Source organism: Streptomyces sp. CBMA123 (genome assembly GCF_014596465.1).
In the GTDB taxonomy this organism is placed as follows: domain Bacteria; phylum Actinomycetota; class Actinomycetes; order Streptomycetales; family Streptomycetaceae; genus Kitasatospora.
In genome coordinates this window covers 1-5,349 of record NZ_MECK01000324.1, presented here as the reverse complement: position 1 = coordinate 5,349, position 5,349 = coordinate 1, and the positions used below count along the sequence as shown (strand labels likewise).

At 76.5% G+C, this 5,349-nt stretch carries 5 protein-coding genes; 4 read left to right on the top strand and 1 reads right to left on the bottom strand.

Going from position 1 to position 5,349, the window contains the following annotated elements; genetic code table 11:
- The 3 genes from BG452_RS29190 to BG452_RS29180 all read left to right on the top strand — a co-directional run.
- Positions 1 to 439 (top strand): lanthionine synthetase LanC family protein (locus BG452_RS29190; RefSeq protein ID WP_317621280.1); only part of this gene is annotated, 439 nt, incomplete at its 5' end.
- Complete coding sequence (locus tag BG452_RS29185) at positions 436 to 2,427, top strand: S9 family peptidase (protein WP_188307353.1); 1,992 nt, start codon at positions 436 to 438, stop codon at positions 2,425 to 2,427. The genes BG452_RS29190 and BG452_RS29185, both read left to right, overlap by 4 nt.
- A gap of 443 nt (positions 2,428 to 2,870) precedes the next feature.
- The gene (locus tag BG452_RS29180; RefSeq protein WP_188307354.1) at positions 2,871 to 3,044 is read left to right on the top strand and encodes a hypothetical protein; all 174 of its coding nucleotides are present in this window, start codon (positions 2,871 to 2,873) and stop codon (positions 3,042 to 3,044) included.
- A gap of 66 nt (positions 3,045 to 3,110) precedes the next feature.
- Here the strand turns inward: BG452_RS29180 and BG452_RS29175 are convergent, their stop codons facing one another.
- Positions 3,111 to 4,196, bottom strand: a complete 1,086-nt coding sequence (locus tag BG452_RS29175; RefSeq protein ID WP_188307352.1) for a Zn-dependent alcohol dehydrogenase — start codon at positions 4,194 to 4,196, stop codon at positions 3,111 to 3,113.
- Positions 4,197 to 4,385: 189 nt separating this feature from the next.
- On the opposite strand from BG452_RS29175, the gene BG452_RS29170 reads away from it, so the two are divergent.
- The gene (locus tag BG452_RS29170; protein ID WP_188307351.1) at positions 4,386 to 5,039 is read left to right on the top strand and encodes a class I SAM-dependent methyltransferase; all 654 of its coding nucleotides are present in this window, start codon (positions 4,386 to 4,388) and stop codon (positions 5,037 to 5,039) included.
- The last annotated feature ends 310 nt before the right edge of the window (positions 5,040 to 5,349 follow it).

The window sequence follows — 5,349 nt, the reverse complement described above, 5'->3', positions numbered from 1 at the left end:
GCGGCCCGCGACCGCGTCCGCCGTCGTCGCTCCGCTGTGGCGCGCCGCCGGCGACACCGACGCGCTCGACCTCGCCCGGGCCGCCGCTCGCGCCGTACCGGCCGGCCGCTGGCACAGCGGGGTGAGCGCCTGCCACGGCCTGGCCGGCGACGGCGAGTACCTGCTGGACCTCGCCGAGGCCACCGACGATCCCGAATTCCTCGCCGGGGCCCACGAGTCGGGCCGCCTGATCGCCGCCCGCGCCGCCCTGCGCGACGGCCTGCCGACCCTCCCCGACGAGACGGGTACGGGCTGCGCCGCGGCCTACGGCACCGGCACCGCAGGGCCGTTGGCCTTACTGCTCCGACTCCGTCACGGCGGCCCCCGGCTCCGGCTGGACCCGGTCTCCCCTGGCATTCGTCAACTCCCGTTCCGCACCACCGGGGTGAGCGAGGCATGAACGTGGCCACCCGCACCACCACCCGGGCACTGCGCCGGCTGAGCTTCTCCTTCTCCGCCGACGGCGGCCACGCGGCCTGCCTGGCCGCGGCCGCCGACAGCGGCTGGTACGTGGAGAGTTGGCGGCTTCCCGCAGACGGCTCGCCGGCCGCGCCGACCGCGCTGCCGCTGTCCGGCAACCGGTCGGAGCAACTGCGCTCACAGCTGGTCGCCCTGCCCGACGGTTCGGTCCTGGTCTGCCGGCACGACGGCGAACGGCACGACCTGGTCCGCCTCTCGTACGGCGAGAACGGCACCGTGGAACAGCAGTTGACCATACTCCGGATGCCCGGACTGCGGCTGCTGCCGCTCCCCGTACCACCCGGCGCCGACCCGCACAGCCCGGTGGCGATCGCCCTCGGCACCGACACCCGCCCGGCGACCAAAGCCTGGCTGGTCCGGGCCGACGGCAGCGAGCCCGTCCAGGTCGCCGAGATCCCCGGCCTGCACGGCGGCGGCGCCTGGCTGGACCACGCGGGCGCGCTGCTCGCGCTGGACCGGGTGGCCGGCGGGCTCGTCCGCAGCGTCGCCCTGGACCTGCGCAGCGGCACCACCACCCCGCTGCTGGAGATCGGCGAGCACAGCAACGACCGGCTGGTGCTGTTCGACCCGGACAGCCGCTTCGCGATGGTGCGCAGCGACGCACCCGGCACCGACCGGCTCGGCTGGGGCGTGCTGGGCGGCGGGGAGCCGCTGCGGTTCCCGGAATGCCTGCACGTCACGGGCATGGTCCTGCGCCCGGTCGCGCTGCGGCAGGCGGCGGACGGCCCCCGGGTCGCGGTGCAGATCGACCACGGCGCCGGGTCGGCGCTCGCCCTGTGGCGGCCCGCCGTCGGGCGACTGGACCCGCTGCCCGTCCCGCCCGGGCGGCTCGGCGCGGTCGGCCACTGGGACGGAGCGGGGCTGCGGCTCCCGTACTCCTCACCCGACCACCCGGCGGCACTGGCCACCCTGGACGTGGACGCCCTGCTGGCCCACGGCCCGGCCCCGACCAGCTCCACCCCGATTCCACTGCCGCTCCAACTCGCGCCCCTGGGCTCGGGGCTGCCCGGCCCGTGGCGGGACACCGCCCTGCCCTGGCAGCCCGGCGCGCAGCGCGCCCCCCGCACCCAGCCCGCCGGCTGGCGCCTGGACGGCAGCACCCCACCCGGCGACGGCGGCCGCTGGCAGCCCGCGCAGAGCCTCGAACTCGCCGGACCGGCCGGCCCGTTGGAGGCCGTGGTGTACGGCGGGGACGCCTGGCTGAGCAGCCCGCACCTGGTGCTCGCCCTGCACGGCGGCCCGGCCGACGCCTGGCGGCTGGAGTTCGACCCGGCCCTCCAGCGGATGGCCGCCGAGGGCCTGGCCGTGGTCGCCCCCAACCAACGCGGCTCCACCGGCTACGGGGTGCCGCACGCACTGGCCATCCGCGGCGCCTGGGGCGGACCCGACCTGGACGACGTGCTGTACCTGCTGGAAGGCATCGCCGGCCAACGGGCCGCGCTCGGCCTGGAACCACCCGCCCTGTTCGGGGTGAGCTACGGCGCGTTCCTGGCGCTCCTGGCGGCCGCGCACGCACCGGCCGAGCAGGTCGCCCGCTGCGCGGTGGTCGCACCGTTCCTGTCCGGCGCCCGACTGCTGGCCGAAGCGGCCACCCCCGTACGGGCGTTGACCACCCGGCTCGGCGGCGGCGAACCGATCCTGGACGCCCGCGGACCGCGCGACGTGCTCCAGCTCGCCCACCGGCTGAGCGCACCGCTGCTGGTGGTGCACGGCAACCGGGACGAGGTCGTACCGGTGAGCCAATCCCGTTCGCTGCGCCACGAGTTGCTACGGATCGGACGGGTCGAGGGCACGGACTTCCGGTACGTGGAGGCGGCCGGCTCCGGGCACGAGGTACTGGCCGAGGAGGGCGCCGCGGTGCTGCACGAACTGCTGGCCGCGTTCCTGCGGACCGGCCGGCCGGGCTGACCCGCCCGACGCCCCCGGATCCCCAGCGGATCCCCAGTGGATCCGCTGCGGGCTCTCTCGGATCCGTTGACGGATCCCTCGCAGTTCCCAGACTCCCGGGCCCGTCACGGCCCGGGGCACCACCCCCGGTGCGGGCGGACCGGGTGCTGGTGTTGGACGGCAAGGCGGGGGGTGTCGGCGCGGCACGGCGATCTGCAGGTGCTGTCGCCGTTCCACCGCGAACTCGTGGGCCACTGGTTGGGTTCGACGCCGCCGGGCGGGGCGGGGCTCGCCTCATGAGGTCGATAGGATCTCGTCGGTCCCGGCCGTTATGGTGGCCGGGGCACGGGCCGCGATCACCGGCTGTGGGCGCGTACCGGGCGCCCGATCGGGGACCCGACCGTGTGCCGCAGGCGCCGGACGGGCGCCGATGACCTGCACCCTCGCACGGAAGACGATCTCTCATGTCCGACACCCTCACCGACACCACCGGACCCGCGGTCAACGGGACCGACGCCGACGAGATGACGGCCGAGGACGCCGCGTCGCACGGCCGCCACCGGGGTGGCTCCGCCGCCGACGACTCCCCCGGGTCGGGCCCGCACGGCCGGCACCGCGCGGGCGGCGCCCGGGGCTGAGCCCGGCGGATCAGAACCGCGAGGGCCCGCCGGGGGCACACACCCCGGCGGGCCCTCGCGCGTCGGTCACGAGTCCAGCGAGACCACCGTCCGCAGTGCCTCGCCGCTGCGCATCTGCTCGATGGCCCGGTTCACGTCGGCGAGCCCGACCCGGTGGGTGATCATGCCGTCGAGGTCGATCCGCCCGGCCCGCCACAGGTCGACGACGAGGCCGATGGTGCGCGCCACCGGCGCCCCGCCGTACAGCGAGGGCAGCAGCCGCTTCTCGTTGAAGAACAGTTCCCCCATGGTGAATTGGGCGAGGTCGTCCTGGGCGCCAGCGCCGATGACGACGACCGCGCCGCCGCGCCGGGCCGCGTCGTAGCCGGCCCGGACGGTGGCCGCGCGGCCGACCGCTTCGAAGACGTAGTCGAAGCCGCCGCCGGGCAGGCCCTTGGCGAAGGGCTTGAGTTCCTCGGGGGCGATCGCCTCGGTGGCGCCGAAGGCGAGCGCCCGTTCGCGGCGGGAGACCACCGGGTCGACGACGGTGATCCGGGCGGCGCCGCAGACCCGGGCGCCCTGGACGGTGGCCACGCCGACCCCGCCCGCGCCGATCACCGCGACCGAGGAGCCGGGCTCGACCCGGGCGGTGTTGACGGCGGCGCCGATGCCGGTGGTCACCCCGCAGCCGATGAGCGCGGCGGCCTCGTACGGCAGGTCGGCCGGCACCTTGATCACGGAGTCGGCGGTGACCACCACCTCCTCGGCGAAGGCACCGGTGCCGTAGAAGCCGGAGGCCTCGGTGCCGTCGCCGGCGAGCCGGAAGCCGGGGGCGCCGAGCCGCCGCAGGCTGGCGATGCAGAGGTGGCCGCGGCCGCGCTCGCAGTGGGCGCAGCGGCCGCAGGGGGCCATCCAGCAGAGCACCACACGGTCCCCGGGCTCGACGCCGCTCACGCCCTCGCCGACCTCGACGACGTCGCCGGCCCCCTCGTGCCCGGGGACGAACGGCGCGGGCTGCGGCAGTACGCCGTTCATCGCGGAGAGGTCCGAGTGGCAGAGGCTGGCGGCGCGCATCCGGACCCGCACGGTGCCCGGTCCGAAGCCGACCGCCGTGACGTCCTCGCGGACGTCGAGGGTGTCCTGGCCGGTCTTGTGCAGGACGGCTGCGCGCATGGGGCTGCTCCCGGTGTGCCTCGGGTCAAGGGTCGGGCCGATTCTGGCACGGCCGCCGGCACCCGACGAGAACGCGTTCCAGAACGGCCGAACGGGCAGGTGGGGCAGGAGGGGGACGGCGGCCGGCCCGCTACCGTCGAGTAGGGTCCGAGCACGTCCCGTCCGTCGTCCGAGCCCGAGGAGCACCGCATGTCCGACCTGCTGGAGGGCGCCCGACCGGCGCCGGAGGTACTGGCGGCGTTCGAGGCGGCCACCGGGTTCATGCCGGTGGACGAGGGCCTCGCGCTGTACGGGGCGGCGGTGGCGGCGGCGCGGCGCACCGGGCTGCCGGTGCTGGAGATCGGCACCTACTGCGGCCGCTCGGCGGTGCTGCTGGCCGCCGCGGCGCGGGAGGCCGGGACGGTGGCGCTGACCGTGGACCACCACCGCGGCTCGGAGGAGCAGCAGCCCGGCTGGGAGTACCACGACCCGACCCTGGTGGACCCGGAGGTCGGGCGGATGGACACCCTGCCCCGGTTCCGCCGCACCCTGCACGCCGCCGGGCTGGAGGAGCACGTGGTCGCGCTGGTCGGCCGCTCGCCGCAGATCGCCGCGCTGTGGGGCCGGCCGCTGGCCCTGGTGTTCATCGACGGCGGGCACACCGACGAGCACGCGACCGGCGACTACGAGGGCTGGGCGCCGCACCTGGCGCCGGAGGGCCTGCTGGTGGTGCACGACGTGTTCCCGGATCCGGCGGACGGCGGCCAGGCGCCGTACCGGGTGTACCTGCGGGCGCTGGCCGAGGGCTTCGAGGAGGTCTCGGTGACCGGCTCGCTGCGCGTCCTGCGCCGGGCCGCCGCGTAACGGACCGGGCAGCCGCGGGATCGCCCCCACCGCCCGGCCAGGATGCTCTAACGTCGTGCCGGGGCCGTCGGGCGGGGCTCGAACGGTACGGTGTCCGCGCGGCACCAGGCAGAGCACGGGACCAGGCAGAGCACGGCGCCAGGCAGAGCGCGGCGCATCGGCGGACGGTGGGGGCTAGCGGCACATGACGGACCAGCACAACACCGCTCCGGCGGTCTGGGACCCGACCGCGCGCGGCGGCGCCGGCGGCTGGGTCCGCAATCCGCAGCACCCGGACGCCGAGTCCGCCCCCGGCGCGCCGACCGCGCCC

Excerpts from the sequence above, each read along its gene's own strand:
- BG452_RS29185 (WP_188307353.1), top strand. The coding sequence starts at position 436 with ATGAACGTGGCCACCCGCACCACCACCCGGGCACTGCGCCGGCTGAGC.
- BG452_RS29175 (WP_188307352.1), bottom strand. The coding sequence starts at position 4,196 with ATGCGCGCAGCCGTCCTGCACAAGACCGGCCAGGACACCCTCGACGTC.
- BG452_RS29170 (WP_188307351.1), top strand. The coding sequence starts at position 4,386 with ATGTCCGACCTGCTGGAGGGCGCCCGACCGGCGCCGGAGGTACTGGCG.
- BG452_RS29180 (WP_188307354.1), top strand. The coding sequence starts at position 2,871 with ATGTCCGACACCCTCACCGACACCACCGGACCCGCGGTCAACGGGACC.